An 18,128-nucleotide genomic window follows, 5' to 3' on the forward strand; every position below is an offset into this window, starting at 1 on the left:
AACCAAATTCCTCGTTTTTTAAACAAAACAAACCTCTTTCTTGTAGTTTATAAATCTCGCCAGCCATTTATTGATAAGGCATTTGCATTCATATATATTTAAAAAGTATAAGGAGAAACGCTCTTTATGGCAAAAATGTAACTACTAAATTTAATCTTATATTTTTTATTATGAAAAAAACTCGCTTATTTTTTCAATTTGTAGGAATTGGTGTTTTCGCCATTTCTCTGCTCATAGCTGGTTGTACAAAAGAAGGACCTATGGGTGCAGCTGGTACTGATGGTGCAGACGGACTTAATGGAACCGATGGTAACTCAACTTGTTTAGATTGCCATGCTACAGAAACAAAATCTAATATTGATGCTCAATTTGCCATGTCTGTTCACAGTAGTGGTTTAAATGCAGTTGCTTACGCAGGTGGTCGTGCATCATGTGCAGCATGTCACTCACATCAAGGTTTTGTGCAGTTTGCAAATACAGGTGCTGTTGCTGGTGATATTACAAACCCTACAGCATGGGAATGTGCAACTTGTCATGGTTTGCATGAGTCGTTTGACGGTAGCGACTATGCTTTAAGACTTAAGGATCCTGTTGCTCCAATATTTGATCCTACCAGTACTATGGATTTAGGAGGAAATTCAAATTTATGTGCGAATTGTCACCAATCAAGAAGAGGTGAGCCTTTGTTTACGAATCCTGATGATGCTACATTTAATATTTCTAGTACTCATTACGGACCTCATCATGGTGCGCAGGCAAATGTTGTTGCTGGTGTTGGTTTTGCTGAAATTGAAGGTTCTGTAGCTTATCCTGCAGCAGGTTCTGCTACTCACTTAGCTCAAGCTTCTTGTACTGGTTGTCATATGTCAGAATTTGATAATGATGAAGATCAAGGTGGACATACATATAATCCTTCTGTTTTAGCATGTAATACATGTCATGGTGTTACAGAAACAGATTTCAATTATGGAGGAGTACAATCACTTGTTGAAGGTCAACTAGAAACTCTTAGAGACGAATTAGTTCGCTTAGGTGTTGTTGAGTATGTTGCCGCAGATGAAGCTTATGAACCAGTTGTTGGAGTTTACCCAATGGTTCAGGCACGTGCTTTCTTTAACTGGGCTGGATTGGATGAAGATCGTAGTTTGGGTGTTCACAATCCAAAATATATAAAAGCTTTATTGCAAAATTCAATTGAAGCTTTAGAAGCTGAGCCTACTCCTGGTAGTTAGATTTTTTCAAAAAATATGTAATCAATAAAAAGTTGCTCATCTGAAAAGATTGAGCAACTTTTTTTATTGCCTAATTTAAGGGAATCGAATAAATAAACGGTTTCCCTAAATTTTACTTTTTGCCTTAGTCTTGGTTCTACTAGAACTTCTTCTTGTGCTGGTCGAAATACCAAAAACACCTAAAATTCCTCTGGTTAATTCACGAACAATGGTTGTGCCAATAGAGCTGCTCATGATTTGTTCAAACTGATTTTTCACTCTTCTCTTGGTTCTTGGAGTCGCCTTAGGTCTGCTTGTTTCTTCTTTATCTTCTTGTTCTTTTTCCAGCATTTGTTCAATTCGTTCCATCAATATTTCGTGGGCGCTTTCCCTATCTATTTCCTTGTTGTATTTATCGGCTAATTTCGATTTTCTAACTATGGCATTTATTTCAGAAGGATTTAAAACATCCATACGGGAGTAAGGAGGTCGCATTAGTGAATGAACCAGTGGTGTACTTTCCTTTGCGATCAAGTGAGGAAATCAATGCTTCTCCAATACCCAGCTCTGTGATTAGACTTTCAACATCGTATGCATCACTTTCAGGGAAATTTTGGGAAAGGAGCTTAATTGCTTTTCGATCTCTGGCAGTAAATGCCCTTAATGCATGTTGAATTTTAAAACCAAGTTGGCTAAGAATATTTTCCGGAATATCATCAGGTGTTTGTGTGATAAAAACAAGTCCAATTCCCTTCGAGCGAATCAGTTTTATAATTGTATCCAATTGATCCAGAAGTTCTCTGGAGGCATTTTTGAATAGTAAATGTGCTTCATCAATAAAAATCATTAATTCTGGTTTATCTACATCTCCCTTTTCAGGAAATACTTCAAATACCTCAGCAAGTAAAGCCATCATAAAGGCTGAGAATAAGGCAGGTTTTGATTGAACATCCGTTAAACGGATAATATTTATCATGCCCAATCCATTTTCATCCGTTCTGCATAAATCATCAACATCGAATGAAGGTTCTCCAAAAATTCGATTTCCACCTTGTTGTTCCAATTGTGTTAATCTTCGCATGATAGCGTGTGCGGAATTGATAGGTACTAATCCGTACATTTTCTGTATTTCAGTTTTTCCTTCTCCAGCGGCATATCGAAGAACTGTTTTTAAGTCGTCCAAATCGAGTAAGGGGAGTTTCTTGTCATCGCAAAACAGAAACAGAATAGACAGGAGCGAAGTTTGTGTATCATTAAGAGATAGTATCTTGCTTAAGATCACAGGACCAAACTCAGAAATGGTGCTTTTAAGTGAAACGCCAGGTTCGTCGGATATACTCATGAATTCGATAGGGAAACGTTTTCCAATCCAATCCATTTGAATATGATGTGCGCGTTTTTCAATAATTTGGTTTGTACTGCCTTCTGCACCCAAACCACTAATATCACCTTTAATATCCATGACTAAAGAGGGTACACCTATACCGGATAGTTCCTCAATCAATACTTGTAAAGATTTAGTTTTTCCAGTTCCGGTAGCTCCTGAGATTAATCCATGTCGGTTTAGTGATTTAGCCGATATTGTCACTTTTTGACCATCAATTGGAGTGTTATCTACCACAACACCTCCAATTAATAATGTAGTTTCTTTTGTCATGTGTATTCTTCTTTAAGGCGGGTTATTTTTATTTTTTTATACTACTAAATTTAATTAAATTAGTCTAAATAAACTAAAACACTCTTGCAAAACTAGTAGTAATGAAAGAGTTGAAAAAAGGAATTAAATTAGTTTTAGTTATTTGATCTCCCTCTAATCGTGCTTTAAATGATACATGATTATTAAGAATTCTCTTAAATATTTTAACTGCAAGTTTCATTGGTTCTAAAATTTAATACCTCTAATTCTTCATATTTATTTAAATAATTAGATCCCCTTGTTTCCTAAATAGTAAACAAGAGTTTTATTCTCTGATTGCATGCAAGCGCCTTACGTATTCCATGGATACAAGTAAAATTGTTTGAAAGCAAATGAAATGGCTGCATGTTTTAATGTTGAATTATTACAATTAATTTGATAATAAAAAATAATAATGATTAAAGATTTAATAAGTAAAGCACTTAGTACTGAAGGTGCGGATTTATTGGAAGGAATGGGTTTGCCTTCTAATAAAAATGAAAAAGCCTTGGATTTAGCTAAGGATAGTATTCTTAGTGGACTTAAGGATTCTTTTAGTTCTGGAAATATTGGGGACATCACAAGTGCCTTTTCTGGAGGATCATCAAGTTCGTTAGTGTCATCCATCGCTTCGAACTATGGCTCTAATTTAATCTCAAAGCTTGGAGTTAGTGATACAATGGCTAAGATGATTAGTTCTGCAATAATTCCTATGGTATTTAAATTTATAAATAACACAGACGAAGCGCCAACTGATAATGACGATGGAGTAAAAGATTTAATGGCGGATTTAGTTGGAGGTGGAATTAAAGATAAAATAGGAGGTATGTTAAAAGGTAAGTTTAATTTTTAATTTTTTAAAAGATGACACAAAAAATTTCAGAGATTGAAGGTATTGGACCAACTTTCTCGGCAAAATTAGAAAAAGCAGGTATTAAAACTGTTAGTGGATTATTGGAAAAAGGATGTACTAAAGCTGGTAGAAAAACCATAGCATCGGAAAGTGGTATTGATGAAGGCAAAGTACTTGATTTTGTAAATATGGCTGACCTATTTCGAATTAAAGGAATTGGAAGTCAGTTTGCAGAATTACTAAAAGTATCGGGTGTTGATACAGTAAAAGAATTACGTAACCGAAATGCTGAAAATTTACATGCTAAGCTTCTCGAAGTTCATGCAGAGAAGAAGGTTACCCGAGTTGTTCCTGGAGAAAGTCAGATAGAGGAATTTATTGAGCAAGCTAAGAATTTACCACCAATGGTAACGTATTAAATTATTTGTTGGTTTTATATAACCACTCCTAAAACGAGTGGTTTTTTTATATCTATCCCATAAGTATAAAAAATAAGTTTGATTGGCGTTTAAAAACAAGCAAGTTTAGGATGTGAATTATAGAATAGAAAGAAGTATCTTGAAGTGAGAATAAAAAAAACCGAGAAATTTCTCGGTTTTAATAATGATGAAAATCACATGTGAATTCATTATCCCTTTAGTTCTTCTACTTTAAATTTTAATTTTTCAAGAGCCTTTTTTAAATTTTCTTTGCTGTTTACTTTAGTTTTGAAAGTAATGCTTACCTGCTGCTTTTTGAAATCAACTTTCAAATCTTTAACGCCTTTTTCGAAAGGAATATTTTTTTCAATTTTGCTGACGCATCCCGTACAATCCATTTCTACTTTGAATATAACGGTGTCAACTTTCTTCTCTTCTTGGTTGCCTGCAAAAACTGTAGAGGAAATTAATAGGATACTAAGAGCTACAATCGTTCTTTTTAAAATCTGTAATAGGTTTTTCATGATATTTGTTTTAATTGTTTGTTATTCAATGGTTAGGCGAACACCTAAATAAATTTTTCTTTCTTGTATTGGTCCCCAAATCATTGAGGCATCAAACTGTTCTCCAAAAGGGTTTTCAGCTTCGATAATTGGGTTCTTTTGAGTGTAATTGCCCAAATTTTCAGCTCCAAAATATATTTCCCAAATACGGAATCGTTTTGTGATTTGTGCGTTTAGTAATGCATAAGCTGGAGATTTTTCTCTTCTTTGAAAATTATCCGTATTTTCTTGAGTAGATGGAATTCTCACATCACCATTAAACTGAGTTGTGAAATCAAATTGCCATTTATTAAAATTGGTTGCGTACGATAAATTGATCAAACCTTTGTAACGATTCACGTATGGAACTTTTCTGAATTCATTATTGATATCTGCCTTAACATCCGAAAAGCGAATGGCAGTGGTTACATCAAAACGTTCTACTGGCTCAAATTTTAATTCTACTTGATAGTTGTTTGCCCATGATCTTCCATCCAAGTTGTAAAACTTCACTGAATTCACGCTGTTATCCAGATCAACGATTACCTGATTGTCAAATATTGTTCTATAAAAATCAGCGGAAGCAGTGAATCTTTTTCCAAATAGATTGAAATACTGAGTTAAGCTCAACCCAAAGTTCCATGCTTTTTCCTGTTTTAAATTGTCCGAAATTTCAAATGATCTATTTGAAGCTAGTAAAAAGCTGTTTTCAGCAATAGGGTTAGAGGTTCTACGGCCACTACCACCAGCTAATCGAATTGTCGTTTTTGGCGCAAATTGATATCTGAAATGTACACGCGGAGTTACAAAACCACCAAAGATATTGTGATCATCGTATCGCAAACCTGTTTGTAAGGTAATTTTATCATTGGGAAGCCATGTATATTCCATATACGCACCTGCAACTTTCTCGGTGCGGTTGGTTCCTAAATTATCTCCTGATAAATAATCTTTAAAGTCATCGTATACATACGATAAACCAGTAGTGTATTTGTGTTTTAAATTTCCGATATATGATTGGAACAACAAATTGGCGTAGAAATATTTTTGATCCGCATCGTAAGTTCTTAGGCCATAAAAAGAATTTTGCTTGTGAGAGGAAAAGTTCGTGATTAATGCAAGGCTTTTATCGTCATCATTAGGAAATAAGTAACCAATTTTTGCAAATGCTTCATATCTGCGTGTATCAATATTGATACGGTATTTGTTGTTGATATCATTTGGTTGATTTGTTTTATAGCCTTTTTGACCACCAATTCGTTGTTCATCAATGAATTTAACACCAAATTGGGTTTTGAAATTTTCACTGACATCCCAATTCCAACGGTTCACAAAATTGTATTGTGTCACCATCGGGTCATCTAAAAAGTTATCCTTGTTTTTATCTATTTCTCGATCGTTATCTTGAACATGGGCTAGGATAGAAGTTGATAATTTTGGTGAAAACTTCACGGAAGTAATTGCATTAACCTCAGCCATTCCCATGTTATTTGCATAAGTGTTTATATAGAATTTTGGCGATTGTTGAGGTTTCTGATACTCAATATTAATTTGGCCTGTAATTGATTCATATCCATTTATAACGGATCCTACGCCTTTAGAAACCTGTATGGATTCCATCCAAGGACCTGGTACGTAAGCCATGCCATAAACAGATGCTAATCCCTTGAAATTTGGATTCTTTTCGGTCATCATTTCGATGTATTTACCTGTTAGACCAAGAAGTTTAATGGATTTGGCACCTGTTGCGGCATCAGCATAAGATACATCTACTGAAGCATTGGTCTCGAAACTTTCGGAAAGGTTGCAGCAGGCCGCTTTACAAAGTTCCGCACCCGTAATGTTTTGCGATTGTATTGGGTTATCCCGATCTAAAACGGTACCCAATTTACGCTTCGATATAATAACTTCGTTTAAAGAAATATTTGGAACAAGTTCAACCACTAAGTCCGCATTATTGGTTTGTTTAATGGTTATTTCTTTTGTTTCATAACCAACAAATCGCACAACCAAAATATCAGATTTATTACTTGAATTTAAGATGAAATCGCCATTGGTATTTGCGGCTGTTCCAATTGTTGTGTTTTTCCAAAATATTGAAGCTCCTGCAAGTGGAATGATTTCCCCCGAAGAAGGTTTTTCAATAATTTTCCCTTTAATATCTTCTGCAAAAGAGATAATTGGAAGTAGAAAAAGGATTATTGTAATAATTCTAATTTTCATACGTAATAAGTAAGCACATTAGATCAGTGAGGTCATTTAAAATGACGACCTATCTAATAGAGGTTTTAATAAATGAGTGTTTTTTTGTCAATGGAATTCTAGAAGCCTTCTTATTGAAAAGAAATCAGAGAATTAATTGGATGAAGAAGTAGGAGGGGTTAGCAGATAAAACAGCACAATACATCAGGTTTGATGCGTCTTTGCCGGTCAGAATTACAGGCTTCAAACTCCTCAGCATACGTTTCTGGAGTGAAAAGCATTTCGATGCTTACTGCATAAGATATAAGAAGAACAAATTTTGAGGCACTTGGTGCATTGTTCGTTTTATTGATAATTGATCTTGGGTTTGTTTTTAGATATACCAGATCAAAATCGCAACAAAGCTTATTGGCTTGATCATATGAATGATTTTTATATGAACGTTGGCTTTCTTCACAGGGACAGTTAGAACATTCTGTATCTGAATTCATCGACACTTGTACCTCTGAATGATCACAAGAAGAACAACTATGTTTTAAAAGATGAATACCACAAAATCCTGCCAGGTAGAATACCAGCAGAACAATTGAAATGATATTTTTTATTGGTTGTTTCATCTTTTAAAAGACAGCTTTATTTGTGCGTTGTTACTAGTAAGACAATCATTATTCGAAATAGGGTGAATCGTGATTGCTATTTTTTTTTCTGTTTTAATATTTACAGACAAAAATAGTAATGATTTATCGATTTCGAATTGATTTTACGACAAAAAAAAACCGAATCCAATGGATCCGGTTTAGTATTTATAATAGTTGATGCTAGTGCCAACCTGTTATCATGCTTTTAAAATTACTGCTAATTGAACTTCCTATTGTACAAACATACAAATGAATGAACAAGAAAAGAGATAAAACAAAACCAATAACGACATGCAACATTGCCGTTAGTAATAATCCACTCAATCCAAATATTTGAGGAATAATCATTTCAGGTAATAACATTGCCATACCACTTGCAATTATTAATGGAAATCCAACATACATTGCAGTTGAGTATATAAAACGCTGCATAGGATTAAACTTATTTTCTGCAGAAATAGGATAGGGCGCATCCTGTTTCTTGAACATTCCGAAAAGATAGTATATCGATTGGTTGAATATTCGAGTCATTAAACCTTCGGTTTTCATTTTGTATTGTCTTCCATTTGATGTGAAAGCATTACCAAAAATGAAAAGGAGGTAATTTAAACTAATGAGTATTCCACAAAGATTGTGAAGCTCAACTGATAGTTCGAATGATACTAAAAGAGGATTCTCAGGATTTGAATACTGCATACTAACACCGGTAATCAAAAGTGTAATGAAGAGTACCGCATTTAACCAGTGCCATATACGAATCCAAATAGGATATAAATAAAGTTTTTCGCTTGCCATACTATTTACGTTTAAAGATTCTGAAAAGTGCGTGGATGAAAATTCCCGTAAGAACTAATCCGAAAATTATTACACTTAATATATTCAAATATTTATTACGGTTCGCACCTATTACATACGATTCATTAATAATTACTGCATTAACAAAACCATTGCTTTTACGCGATTCCATACTCTTATACTTGTAAAGACTAGCCATTAAGCGTGAGTTTTCGGAATGACATTTAGTACATTCCCGAATAGCATTCTCTTTTGGCATAACCGCATGACTTATAAGTAGGCTGTCATTTAGTTGCGTATGGCACTCTATACATCTAACATTTTTAAAATGAAGCTCTTGATTGGGTAGCCAATCGTGAGTTTTTAAAATGTTAATGTTTTCTCTTTCTGTAAGCAATTCAAATTGACTTACATCTGCGTGGCATTTTAAACAAATATTATTGTCGTAAGTAACGGTTTCAGAAATTTTACCCCCTTTACTTGCCTGGGTTTTATAAGAATGAGGATTGTGACAACTCCAGCAATTAAAAGCATCTGGTGCTTTATTATAGTGCATACTTTTGTAAAAGGCTTCCTCAATCTCCTCAAAATGAAATTCTTGGTACTCAGGATCCCCCCCGTGGCAATCAATACATGCATACATAAGTTCCATGCGTAAATTACCAGCATGCGGAAATGCTTCGTATTCCGGAGAGTGACAATCTGTGCATTTGAACATTCCATGGTTCGATTGGCTATATGCAATGGTATCAATTAGTCTATCGCCATACATTTTTTCTTTTATCTCAATGCCAAAATTCTCATTCATGTATTTGAATGTATGATTTCCATGGCATTTAAGGCATTTTTGGTTTTTGTTGCTCTCAGACTGATTTTCTTTATTTGTTTCCTGCCCGAAACCAAAAGAAACAATACAAAGGAAACCAACAATCAGAAATAGATGTTTAAAACTGCTCAGGTTCATTCTGAAAATATTAAATGTTCGCAATTTGGTTCTAATTAGAATATCAGAAAAAAAGGGTATAATAATTTATACCCCTTTAATCTTGTTTGATTTTACTTATTTTTTAAATGTACGCATGTAGTTTACAACAGCCCATCTATCTTTTTTACTAGGAATTTTAGACTCGTAGTTAGGCATGTCATCTCTGCCAAAGATAGATTTGTACATGATCTCGCCATCAGTTTGAGCTTGAAATTCAGCACCTGAAAAATCACCAGGGAATGTATTTAGACGAGCAGCCTTTGGGCCGTCTCCTAATCCTGCATTACCATGACATGAACGACAATGCTTCATGTAAACCATTTTTCCGCTATTTACACTAGCTTCATCGTTAGCCAATGGATTTTCCATACTTTTATATTCTGCTGGAACGTCCCATGCTTCAGCCTTTTTTTGTTGTGCTGTAAATGCAAATCCAACAACTGCAATTGCAATAACAATAAATACTTTTATACTCTTCATAACTGTAATTTTTTAAGTGAAGTAATTAACTAGAATCTTACCATAATATTAAAACCTACAAGAAAATCCCCGTCTCCAATTTTATTTTTATTATACAAACTATTCCTTTGTGGAGTAATTCCTTCATAGTTCGACATAAACACCTGGAATACGTGAGTACTAGTACCAATTTCCATACCAAAAGTTAGGTTGGCTTCAGGATCTGTTTGATCCGAATTGGTAAATTCTCTCATGTCATCAATATTTAAAGGCTGATCGTATTCGAAAAACACAGCCATTGAACGCGTAACTTTAGCTCTACCTGATAAGTTAATTGCTATCTTATCATGTTCAACTAAGGTATCTGTTTTATTAAAATGGGTGAAACTAGGAGCTAATTGTAATGAAATGTTATCATTAAATTTATGAGCTACTATTAATTGAGAGAAATACCCAAGTCTGTCGGAGAATGTATAGTCATTACCAAAAACAATTTCGTCTTGCGAATTAATTGATAAGTTACCATATAAAGCAACAGAAACAGGAATCGAATTCGATTCAGTTTGAGTTAATACTTTATACTTACCTTGGAATTCCTGCAATTTGAATTCTTTAGTATAACCGTATCCCAACATGATTTTTTCGGTAACACCATAATTTAACCCCATACGAATGTTTGCGGATGCATAAACACCAAAAACATCTTCCAGTCCATTTTCAATTAATCCAAAACGGTGCTGAATATGCATTTCAAATTCACCGGCGAATGGCATTTCAGTAGTTTGTGTCTCTCCAAGTAGACCGGATTCAAAAGTTCCCGAAACAGGATCATTTGCAAATTCATCTTCTTGAGCAAGGCAATTTTGTGATGCAATCAAGGTGATAACAAGAAATAAAGAAAATGAAAATGTCATTTTCATAAATTTCTGTATTGTATATTTAGATCTTAGCATAGCGATTAGTTTTAATTGTTGTTAGCACCTCTGGTTATCCACTCTAGTATCAATTGTTTTTCAGCTGCTGAAGCTCTGGTGTTATGAGATCCTTCATTTAGTTTTTCATACAAACTACTACTTGCTGGAACGTCAACATTTATATAACCACCGTTTGTCAATGCATCAAAAGCTTTATCGGCTTGCAGATCTGGATCAGTTCCTCCATCATGACAGCTAACGCAATTGGAAGTAAATATGGGTGCGATATCCGCGCTAAAGGAGATTTCCTGATCAGGTGGAATCACGACTTTATCTACTTCAACGGTATCGTATTCGCACGAAACAAAACATAGACTTGTCAGGAAAACTAGTAAAAGACTTACTAAGTTATTCTTTTGCATAGTATTGAGATTTAAATTTAAGTTCTAAACTACTGATAATAGTGATTAATTCATTTTACACTAAAGATAAATATTTGCCTTTACCGCAATAGGTTTGGTACACCGAGATTTATTTTATGAAAAAAAGGAATTTGTCTAATTCAAATCGACATTTATCAGTCTTTCGCTAGGCTTATCTCAGTCTTTTTTCTATATTTAATAGTAATTAGAAAAAAACTGAAGAAAATGCGGTGTGTTTTGAAGCATTTTTTATTTAAAATACACTATTTGTTTTGGTGAAATTTTCAAATAGATTTGCCTCCTGACTAATATTGAACACTATATCTCTAATACTACTATGGCTAAATTTTCAAAATCGGATAATTGCAAAAGTTGCCTTGATTGCAATATGCGAATCCCCATGTTAAGTATACTTTCTCGTCCTGAATTACTTGAATTGAATGAAAGTCGGTTTGAAGTGAAATTCAAGGCAGGTGAAACAATATTTAAACAAGGAACTTCCGCTACTCATCTCTTAATTTTGACAACTGGTTTGGCAAAATTATATGTAGAAGGAGTACAAGACAAACAACTCATTATAAGGATAATTAAACCTTGGGAAATTGTTGGACAGGCTTCCTTGTATTTTGATAACAGACATCATTATTCGATTGCCGCACTTGATAATACGACTGCCTGTTTTATTGAAATAAACGCCTTTAAAAAAGCGATTCAAACAAATCCCATATTTGCCGAGGAATTTATTAAAAACTGTACCCGAAAGGGGATTTTTAATTTTGAAAAAATGGTTAGTCTATCGCAAAAGCAAATGCACGGCCGCATAGCTGATGGACTTATTTATTTATCAAGTAAAGTATATGAAGATTTAAATTTTGATTTGCATCTTTCAAGACAAGATGTTGCTGACCTTACAGGCATGTCTAAAGATAGTGCCATTAGAATTCTTAAAGAATTTCATAATGAGGGCATTATTGAAATGGATGGTCGGAAATTAAAAATATTGAATTTCACACAACTGGAAAGGATAAGCGAAACGGGTTGAAAAAATAATGAAGACGAGAGGAGATATCCTCTCGTTTTTATTTTACAAGGAGTTCATCAAGATTATTATTGATTACTTTCCGATTCAAGCTTTTCCCAATTATTACAATTTTACTTTCCTTTATATCATCTTCTGTCCAAGTTTTCCCAACCGTTGCCTGTATTTGAGTATGTACTGATTGCAGTATAATTCGTTTGTCAACACCTTCCAAATATAGAATTCCCTTAATTCTATAGATACTTTCCTGATTAAATTTAAGAAATGCATCCAACCACATACCTAGTTTCATTTGATCCATAGGAGTGGTAGAAGTATAACACATGTTTTCAATACCATGAGTAATTTGACTGTTAGCTGTTGAATTTGCTTCGAGGCCTAATACAAACTGGTATACCTTTGCCGGATCATAGGAGAAGGAGCCAAGCAAATTCATGTTTGCAGGTTTAGCGAATACGCATTCTTCAATTCGGGCAAACTTATTAATATTTGCAATCTCTATTTTAAGTGCATCTGTCTTTTCACGGCCAGCAACATCTGTTTTATTTATTAATATTTGATCCGCAACAGCTATTTGTTTGGTTAAAACAATTTCCGTGTCTAATATGTTAGAAGCATTTGCAGCATCAACCAGACAAATGACCGCATCCAATTCAAATTCTTTTTTTATGAACGGATCGGTAATGAATGATGCCAAAATACTACCAGGATCAGCAATTCCCGTTGTCTCAATAAGCAGATGATTGAATTGATGATCTGATTTAATTAGATTTTGTAAAACAACATACAACTCATCATTTAAGCTGCAGCAAATACAACCATTGCTTAATTCAAAAATATCCTCATTTTTAACATTGGCAACTAGTTCAGAATCAATATTTACTTCACCAAATTCATTCTCTATAATAGCGAATTTTTTATCAGGATAACTTGATATTAAATGATTAAGAAGACTGGTTTTTCCTGAGCCTAAGAAACCTGTAATTACGGTAACTGGAATTTTCAACATACTTATTCTCGTTTATAACTTTTCCCAATGTACAATTTCCTCTAGTGATTTTCTTTTCTTTTGTGGTGGTGCTTGATTTGATGGATATCCTAAAGAAATAATGGCTATAGGTTCAATATGATCAGGCAATTTGAAAAAATCAATGCATTTTTGGACGTGAAAATTACAAATCCAACAAGTACCCAAGCCGAGTTCTGTGGCTTGAAGCGTCATGTGATCGATAGCAATTGCAGCATCAATATCGCAATGATCTTTACCGTCTTCACTTCTTTTCCACGATAGATTATGATCTCCGCAAATTACGATGTAAACAGGAGCTTCATTAAACCAATCACGATGATATATCTCAGAAAATTGTTTGTGATTATCAGGTTCACGAATCACAATAAAATGCCATGGCTGATTGTTAACTGCTGAAGGTGCAATTTGACCAGCTTCTAATATTTTAATAAGTTTCTCATTTTCAATAGACATAGCTTTGTAGGATCGTACTGAATATCTTTTCTGGCTAAGTTCTTTAAAATTCATCTTCTTTCGATTTTAATGATATTTGGTGCAAAAATGTAAAATAAATAAGACATCCAGCTAATGAATTTTCATTTTGTTTAGCATATTGGGATTGTTCCCTTCCATTCACTACAATTTTGTACCTTTGGCATTCAATTTTTTGAAGGAGAATGAAGATGACTAAAGAGCTTAAAAAAAATATAATGTTTCAATATCTGATGGTATTGGTTATTGCAGCCACAGCAGGACATCAGGGATGGAGAACATTATTCAATAATTTTGCGGTAGAGGAAGTTGGTATTAATGGATTTCAGGTTGGAGTGATTCAGTCGGTACGGGAAATACCCGGTTTTCTGGCCCTTTTAGTTGTGTATTTGTTGTTGGTGATTAAAGAACATCGTTTATCAGCATTATCAGTATTATTTGTTGGTTTAGGAGTTGCTTTAACAGGATTCTTCCCTTCGTTTTTAGGTTTAATAATTACTACGGTAATCATGTCTGTTGGTTTTCATTATTTCGAGACAACAAATAAATCACTTACACTTCAGTATTTTACAATAGAACAGGCACCTATAGTATTTGCAAAACAAAGGAGTTGGTCAGCTATAGCAAATATAAGTATGGGAGCTTTTGTTTTTGCAATTGCTCATTTTATTTCCTTACAGGCAAGTTTTATTCTGATTGGTGCAGTTGTTTTTTGTTTAGGGGTTTGGGCATTTTTTTGGGATCCGGTTGATAAGAGTATTCTTCCTCAAAATAAGGGAATGGTATTTAGAAAAAGATACTGGCTTTTCTATGTCCTTAATTTTCTGAGCGGTGCCCGCCGTCAGATTTTTGTTGTATTTGCGGTTTTTATGCTGGTGCAAAAATATCATTATACAGTTCAGGATGTGGCTGTTTTATTTGTAATCAATAATGTCATCGCTTACTTTGTCTCTCCAATGATAGCAAAAGGAATCAATAGGTATGGCGAACGTAAAATGTTGTCATTAGAGTATATCGGTTTGGTTTTTGTCTTTTTAGGATATGCTTATATCGAAAATGCCTTGATTGTTGCAGGACTTTATATTCTTGACCATATCTTTTTTGGGTTTTCGATGGGAATTAATACTTATTTTCAAAAAACAGGTGATGCAAAAGATATTGCTCCTTCAATGGCAGTAGGCTTTACAATTAATCACATATCAGCTGTTGTTATTCCTGTAGTTGGAGGTTTGTTATGGATGGTGAATTGGCGAATTCCATTTGTGGCCGGCGCAATTCTTTGTTTAGTATCACTTGTATTTGTTCAAAAAATAAGAACAAATACTAAAATTTAATTATGAAGGAAAAAGAAAAAATATATCAATCTCTAATTGAGATGTACAATAATGGGATTCAATCGAAAGACCCAAAAAAAATTCGTGGATTTTTAAATAATGATTCAGTAGAACTTCTTAAGGATGATGCTCAATTTTATTTGGAAATTCTTCAATTACGTGCGGCATCATTCTCTCTTTTTGGAGAATTAAACGAGGCAGGAGAAGAGTATCGTAAAGGATATTCATCTTGTTCGACAAGTGGTAAGTGGGTTTATGGTGTGAATTGGGCTTTGCAGTTTATGGCTGAGTTCTCGTTTAAGCGGGATAAAGAGAAGATTAATGAAGCAATGAACAATGGAGTTAAGGTTCTCGATCAGTCATTAGTTGATTTGCCATTTGATAAGTATCGTGATTTTTATCATTTGAGTATTTCAAATGTAAGAGCATTTATGCTTTTAAATGCAGGTAGAAAAAAGGAAGCTTTGCAGTCTTATGCAGATTGCAAATTTATACCGGTTCCGATTCCAGAATACAATGATAAGGAATCTTTGCAAATTCTCTTTGCACATTTTACAAAGGGAATTGCCGTGGCCATCGAATTGAAAGACTATAATTTATTAATGAATTTAATGAAGGTAATCTCAATTGATGATCATACATTAGAATCTGAAGAAAGTTTGTTCCGAATTTTTTATGAGACATTAGTTAGTGCTTTTGATATGCGTGCTGAGTTTATTACAGAGTTTAATGCCATGTTTAAAATTAAAGATGTTTTAGAAAATACGACTCCTCATTTTGCACAATTTTTAAGCTTGATAGGAGAACAGGATTTTGATAAATTGGATCGGTTTTTTCACGAATCATACAGCAATTAAAGATGGACAAGAATTGTTTTTGTGGTAATAGTTTAAAGTATAATGATTGTTGTGGTGCAATTCATGCCGCTACTCGCAAAGCGAATACGGCTGAAGAACTAATGCGAAGCAGATATTCGGCCTTTGTTCTAGCTGATATAGATTATATTTTAAAAACTTATGCATCCGACAAATGTCCTGCCGATCAGAAAGAAGAGATTTTAAACTGGGCTAAATCTGTTGAATGGCTTGGATTGGAAATTATAAGCTCAGAAAAAGGAAGCGAGACTGATTCAATTGGTTGGGTAGAATTTAAAGCAAGTTTTAAAGAGGATGGACAAAAGCAAGTTATGCACGAAAGATCCTTGTTTAAATTGGAGTCTGAAGCTTGGGTTTATGTATCAGGAGAAGTTCCAGAAGTTACTGAAAAGTTGAAAGATAATTTACCAAATAGAAATGATCTGTGCTTCTGTGGAAGCGCGAAGAAGTACAAAAAATGTTGCTTGCAATAATATGGAATAAAAAAATGGCTGTTTTATCTAAAACAGCCATTTCTAATTCTATATATTTTTAGTTTTTTCCCATGTTCTTTAAAACCGAAAAGGTTTTATCGATATCAGCATCATTTACAACAAGAGTAAATTCATTGGTAGTTGAAATTACTTCGCGAATATTGATGCCTGCCCAGGCAATGTTTTTAAGTATAAAATAATAGAATCCAAGCTGTTGACTGTTGGTTGATGGAAGCTTTAAAGTGACAGACGATAAATTTTCACTTTTGCTTACTAGCATTTCACTGCAAAATACTTCCTCTACCTTTTCCATTAATGTATTGCTAACGACCAAGTTAGATTCAAATACTCCCTGAACCATTGTGTAAAAGAACTCTTGATTTGGACCTATAGATTTTAACAATTCTGTGTGTTTTTCGATAAGGGTATTTGAGTTTTTATAGGTGAAGTCAACCAATTGAGAGCGAACAATAATATCGCCAACATTAGTAATAACTTCTTTTAATCCCGGATTAATCTTCACCTCCAAACTTGGGGCTAATCGGTTAAGTGCCATGATGATGGCGCCTATTTTTACGGGTTTCTTTACGCTTTGTTCAACCTGATTCTGAATTTTACGAGCAAGAGAAGAAATGTTTATTAAACCATCGACCAAAGCTTCTGCTAAAAAGGGTTGTGAGCTAACTATTTTTTCTACAACTTGTGGAATTGTTATCATGAATTGGATTTTGTTGAAAAACTATACAAAGATGTTCAAAAATTAACAGAAGGTAGAATTATTGACTAAATTTTCTAAAAATTTCGTTCATTTTATTGTAGAATCTATATTTGCAAGCATTAACAAAATCTTGCGGATGTCTGCAAGTTATAATCAAGAAGTATAAATAAATGAGAAAAGCTTGGCAAGGATCTATTGTTGCTATTGTAACACCTTTTAATATTGATGGTAGTATTGATTATACTGCTTTTGATAATTTGATTGATTTTCATTTGGAAAATGAAACTGACGGAATTGTAGTTTGCGGAACCACTGGGGAAGCAGCAACTCTTAATAAAAAGGAGTATGCGGAACTAATTAAACATACAGTTGATAAGGTGGATAAACGAATTCCGGTTATTGCAGGTTCTGGTACAAATTCGACATCTGAAGCAATTGAAAATTCCTGCCTGTCAGAATCTCTAGGTGTTGATGCAGTTTTGGTAGTATCGCCATATTACAACAAACCAACTAGAAATGGTCTGAAAGATTATTTTTCTCAAATTGCAAAAGCGGTTAATGTACCTATTCTTTTGTACAATGTTCCTGGTCGAACAGCGGGTAATATTCCTGCCGATTTGGTCGTTGAATTGGCCAATGAATTTGATAATATTGTTGGAATAAAGGATGCTTCCGGTAATTTGGAGCAACTGGCTTGTATTTTGAAAGATAAGCCATCTGATTTTATGGTCTTTTCGGGTGATGATGCCTTGGCTTTTCAAGCGGTTTGTATGGGCGCTAGTGGTGTGATTTCTGTAATAGCAAATTTAATACCTAAGGAGTTTCATGATTTAATGAATGCCGCTTCTCAAGGTGATTTGGTGAAGGCTAAAGAAATTTATTTTAAATATCTAAGATTAATTCAATTGTGTTTTATCGAATCGAATCCAATTCCTGTGAAAACAGGTTTGGCGATTATGAATAAACTTGATGAAGAATTTAGATCTCCAATGTGCAGAATGATGGATGAAAATAGAAAACTGTTAGTTGATGAAATGACAAAACTTGGAATGGTTTAAACATTTTAAGACAAA

21 protein-coding genes are annotated in these 18,128 nt (G+C 34.0%); 8 read left to right on the top strand and 13 right to left on the bottom strand.

Annotated elements, in window-relative coordinates:
- The first annotated feature begins 170 nt into the window (after positions 1-170).
- Positions 171-1,232: a hypothetical protein gene (locus ALGA_RS19815; RefSeq protein WP_096432226.1), complete on the top strand. Its 1,062-nt coding sequence runs from the start codon at positions 171-173 to the stop codon at positions 1,230-1,232.
- A 105-nt stretch (positions 1,233-1,337) separates the two neighbouring features.
- Here ALGA_RS19815 and ALGA_RS23495 read toward each other — a convergent pair whose 3' ends face one another.
- A complete protein-coding gene (locus ALGA_RS23495; RefSeq protein WP_197705627.1) occupies positions 1,338-1,685 on the bottom strand; it encodes a helicase HerA-like domain-containing protein in 348 nt (115 codons plus the stop codon).
- Positions 1,663-2,868, bottom strand: a complete 1,206-nt coding sequence (locus ALGA_RS19820) for a helicase HerA-like domain-containing protein (protein WP_197705628.1) — start codon at positions 2,866-2,868, stop codon at positions 1,663-1,665. Before ALGA_RS19820 ends, ALGA_RS23495 begins: the two co-directional genes overlap by 23 nt.
- A 433-nt stretch (positions 2,869-3,301) precedes the next feature.
- Here ALGA_RS19820 and ALGA_RS19825 point away from each other — a divergent pair, with 433 nt between their 5' ends.
- Complete coding sequence (locus ALGA_RS19825) at positions 3,302-3,739, top strand: hypothetical protein (protein WP_096432228.1); 438 nt, start codon at positions 3,302-3,304, stop codon at positions 3,737-3,739.
- A gap of 11 nt (positions 3,740-3,750) precedes the next feature.
- Positions 3,751-4,158: a DUF4332 domain-containing protein gene (locus ALGA_RS19830; RefSeq protein ID WP_096432230.1), complete on the top strand. Its 408-nt coding sequence runs from the start codon at positions 3,751-3,753 to the stop codon at positions 4,156-4,158.
- A 209-nt stretch (positions 4,159-4,367) separates the two neighbouring features.
- Here the strand turns inward: ALGA_RS19830 and ALGA_RS19835 are convergent, their stop codons facing one another.
- The 8 genes from ALGA_RS19835 to ALGA_RS19870 all read right to left on the bottom strand — a co-directional run bounded on the left by ALGA_RS19835 (position 4,368) and on the right by ALGA_RS19870 (position 11,115).
- The gene (locus tag ALGA_RS19835) at positions 4,368-4,682 is read right to left on the bottom strand and encodes a heavy-metal-associated domain-containing protein (RefSeq protein ID WP_197705629.1); all 315 of its coding nucleotides are present in this window, start codon (positions 4,680-4,682) and stop codon (positions 4,368-4,370) included.
- Between the two features lie 21 nt (positions 4,683-4,703).
- Positions 4,704-6,923, bottom strand: a complete 2,220-nt coding sequence (locus ALGA_RS19840; protein WP_096432232.1) for a TonB-dependent receptor — start codon at positions 6,921-6,923, stop codon at positions 4,704-4,706.
- Between the two features lie 158 nt (positions 6,924-7,081).
- Positions 7,082-7,519, bottom strand: coding sequence for a hypothetical protein (locus ALGA_RS19845; protein ID WP_096432234.1), 438 nt, complete (start codon positions 7,517-7,519; stop codon positions 7,082-7,084).
- A 201-nt stretch (positions 7,520-7,720) separates the two neighbouring features.
- On the bottom strand, positions 7,721-8,335 hold the full coding sequence (locus ALGA_RS19850; protein ID WP_096432236.1) for a cytochrome b/b6 domain-containing protein: 615 nt from the start codon (positions 8,333-8,335) through the stop codon (positions 7,721-7,723).
- Between the two features lies 1 nt (position 8,336).
- Positions 8,337-9,299: a cytochrome c3 family protein gene (locus ALGA_RS19855; RefSeq protein ID WP_096432238.1), complete on the bottom strand. Its 963-nt coding sequence runs from the start codon at positions 9,297-9,299 to the stop codon at positions 8,337-8,339.
- Positions 9,300-9,395: 96 nt separating this feature from the next.
- Positions 9,396-9,800: a c-type cytochrome gene (locus ALGA_RS19860; RefSeq protein WP_096432240.1), complete on the bottom strand. Its 405-nt coding sequence runs from the start codon at positions 9,798-9,800 to the stop codon at positions 9,396-9,398.
- Between the two features lie 29 nt (positions 9,801-9,829).
- A complete protein-coding gene (locus ALGA_RS19865; protein WP_145957687.1) occupies positions 9,830-10,732 on the bottom strand; it encodes a DUF5777 family beta-barrel protein in 903 nt (300 codons plus the stop codon).
- 11 nt (positions 10,733-10,743) lie between these two features.
- On the bottom strand, positions 10,744-11,115 hold the full coding sequence (locus tag ALGA_RS19870) for a cytochrome c family protein (RefSeq protein ID WP_096432244.1): 372 nt from the start codon (positions 11,113-11,115) through the stop codon (positions 10,744-10,746).
- Positions 11,116-11,515: 400 nt separating this feature from the next.
- On the opposite strand from ALGA_RS19870, the gene ALGA_RS19875 reads away from it, so the two are divergent.
- On the top strand, positions 11,516-12,157 hold the full coding sequence (locus ALGA_RS19875; protein ID WP_162845497.1) for a Crp/Fnr family transcriptional regulator: 642 nt from the start codon (positions 11,516-11,518) through the stop codon (positions 12,155-12,157).
- Between the two features lie 37 nt (positions 12,158-12,194).
- Here the strand turns inward: ALGA_RS19875 and ALGA_RS19880 are convergent, their stop codons facing one another.
- Positions 12,195-13,163, bottom strand: a complete 969-nt coding sequence (locus tag ALGA_RS19880; protein ID WP_096432248.1) for a CobW family GTP-binding protein — start codon at positions 13,161-13,163, stop codon at positions 12,195-12,197.
- Between the two features lie 12 nt (positions 13,164-13,175).
- Entirely contained in the window at positions 13,176-13,691 is a 516-nt protein-coding gene (locus tag ALGA_RS19885; protein ID WP_096432250.1) for a nitroreductase family protein, read from the bottom strand.
- Between the two features lie 182 nt (positions 13,692-13,873).
- On the opposite strand from ALGA_RS19885, the gene ALGA_RS19890 reads away from it, so the two are divergent.
- From ALGA_RS19890 to ALGA_RS19900, 3 genes are read left to right on the top strand one after another with little or no spacing between them, the layout of a single operon-like run.
- Positions 13,874-14,989 carry an MFS transporter gene (locus tag ALGA_RS19890; protein ID WP_197705630.1) on the top strand — a complete coding sequence of 372 codons (1,116 nt, stop codon included), beginning with the start codon at positions 13,874-13,876 and terminating at the stop codon, positions 14,987-14,989.
- 2 nt (positions 14,990-14,991) lie between these two features.
- Positions 14,992-15,846: a hypothetical protein gene (locus tag ALGA_RS19895; protein WP_096432254.1), complete on the top strand. Its 855-nt coding sequence runs from the start codon at positions 14,992-14,994 to the stop codon at positions 15,844-15,846.
- A 2-nt stretch (positions 15,847-15,848) separates the two neighbouring features.
- Positions 15,849-16,337: a YchJ family protein gene (locus ALGA_RS19900; protein ID WP_096432256.1), complete on the top strand. Its 489-nt coding sequence runs from the start codon at positions 15,849-15,851 to the stop codon at positions 16,335-16,337.
- Between the two features lie 58 nt (positions 16,338-16,395).
- Here ALGA_RS19900 and ALGA_RS19905 read toward each other — a convergent pair whose 3' ends face one another.
- Entirely contained in the window at positions 16,396-17,055 is a 660-nt protein-coding gene (locus ALGA_RS19905; protein WP_096432258.1) for an aspartate kinase, read from the bottom strand.
- Between the two features lie 170 nt (positions 17,056-17,225).
- On the opposite strand from ALGA_RS19905, the gene dapA reads away from it, so the two are divergent.
- Positions 17,226-18,113 carry a 4-hydroxy-tetrahydrodipicolinate synthase gene (dapA, locus tag ALGA_RS19910; protein ID WP_096432260.1) on the top strand — a complete coding sequence of 296 codons (888 nt, stop codon included), beginning with the start codon at positions 17,226-17,228 and terminating at the stop codon, positions 18,111-18,113.
- The last annotated feature ends 15 nt before the right edge of the window (positions 18,114-18,128 follow it).

Origin of the sequence: Labilibaculum antarcticum (assembly GCF_002356295.1) — a bacterium.
GTDB lineage: Bacteria > Bacteroidota > Bacteroidia > Bacteroidales > Marinifilaceae > Labilibaculum > Labilibaculum antarcticum.